Below are 1,022 nucleotides of genomic sequence, written 5' to 3'. Positions count from 1 at the left end.
CCCAGCGACCTGGAGCGCGCGTCGACGCGTATGGACAAGCTGAGTCTCGATGACGAGCAGGCCATGGAGCGGATGCTGGCGAAGGCGGAGACCCCGCAGGAGCGTGCCTACCTGATGAAGGCACTGGCCGCCGGTCACAGCGTCGACGAGATCGGGAAGTTCCAGGACAAGATCCATGGCAAGGACCCCAGCTGGATGCGCTGGCACCTCACTCCGGTGGTCACCGCCGGGGACAGCATGGACGACGAGGGCCTGGAGTCGGACGGCGCGAACACGAACACGGACCGCGTCACGTTCCGCGGACAGCAGTGGACCCAGGGCCCCGAAGGCACCTGCGTGGCCTCGTCCACCGTCACGTCCCGCGCCATGGTCGACCCCGTGTACGCGCTCCAGCTCACCGGCGGCCCCGACGGGCAGCAGGACGACCCCGAGGCCTTCAAGCAGCGCCTGGTGGCCGAACAGCACCGGCTGCACACCGAAGGCGACGGCGGCGAGAAGTGGACCGGCATGGGGCCGGAGGGGCAGGAACGGATCAACGACAACTCCGTCGGCAAGGCCACCGGCACCGACTACCAGCGCCAGGACCTGAACAGCGCCGACGACCGCAGAGCGGTCCTCACCGAAGTCCAGAGGTCGGTGGCGCAGGGGCACCCGGTGCCTGTCGACGTCTCGGGTAAGGACGGCGCCCACGCGATGACCATCATCGCCCAGGAGGGTGACATGCTTCAGGTGTACAACCCCTGGGGCACCACCACCTGGGTCAGCGAGGACGACTTCATCAACGGCCGTATGGGCAAGGCTTCCAACAATGAACTCCCCAACGCGTACAGCGTCTACCTTCCCCGGTAGCAGGGGCGGTGCCGCGATCGCGGCGGCCGCGCTGCTCGCTCTCGCCACGGGCTGCGGCCCGGGCACCGACGAATCGGACGGCGGCTCCACGAGCCATCCCACGAGCACCGCGAGCCGCCCGGTGAACGACACCAGCATCACCGCCGAGCCGGGCGAGCGCTTCACGCTCACCG

2 pseudogenes are annotated in these 1,022 nt (G+C 69.0%); both read left to right on the top strand.

The features are described 5' to 3' along the window. Positions 1–849: pseudogene (locus tag ABT342_RS38145) on the top strand (peptidoglycan-binding protein); the annotation flags it as partial. Further along, positions 809–1,022: pseudogene (locus ABT342_RS38140) on the top strand (protease inhibitor I42 family protein); the annotation flags it as partial. The pseudogenes ABT342_RS38145 and ABT342_RS38140, both read left to right, overlap by 41 nt.

Origin of the sequence: Streptomyces sp. NPDC000410 (assembly GCF_040300305.1) — a bacterium.
Lineage (GTDB): Bacteria > Actinomycetota > Actinomycetes > Streptomycetales > Streptomycetaceae > Streptomyces.
Note: the sequence above shows the minus strand (reverse complement) of the source record. Positions and strands in the feature narration are given on the sequence as shown.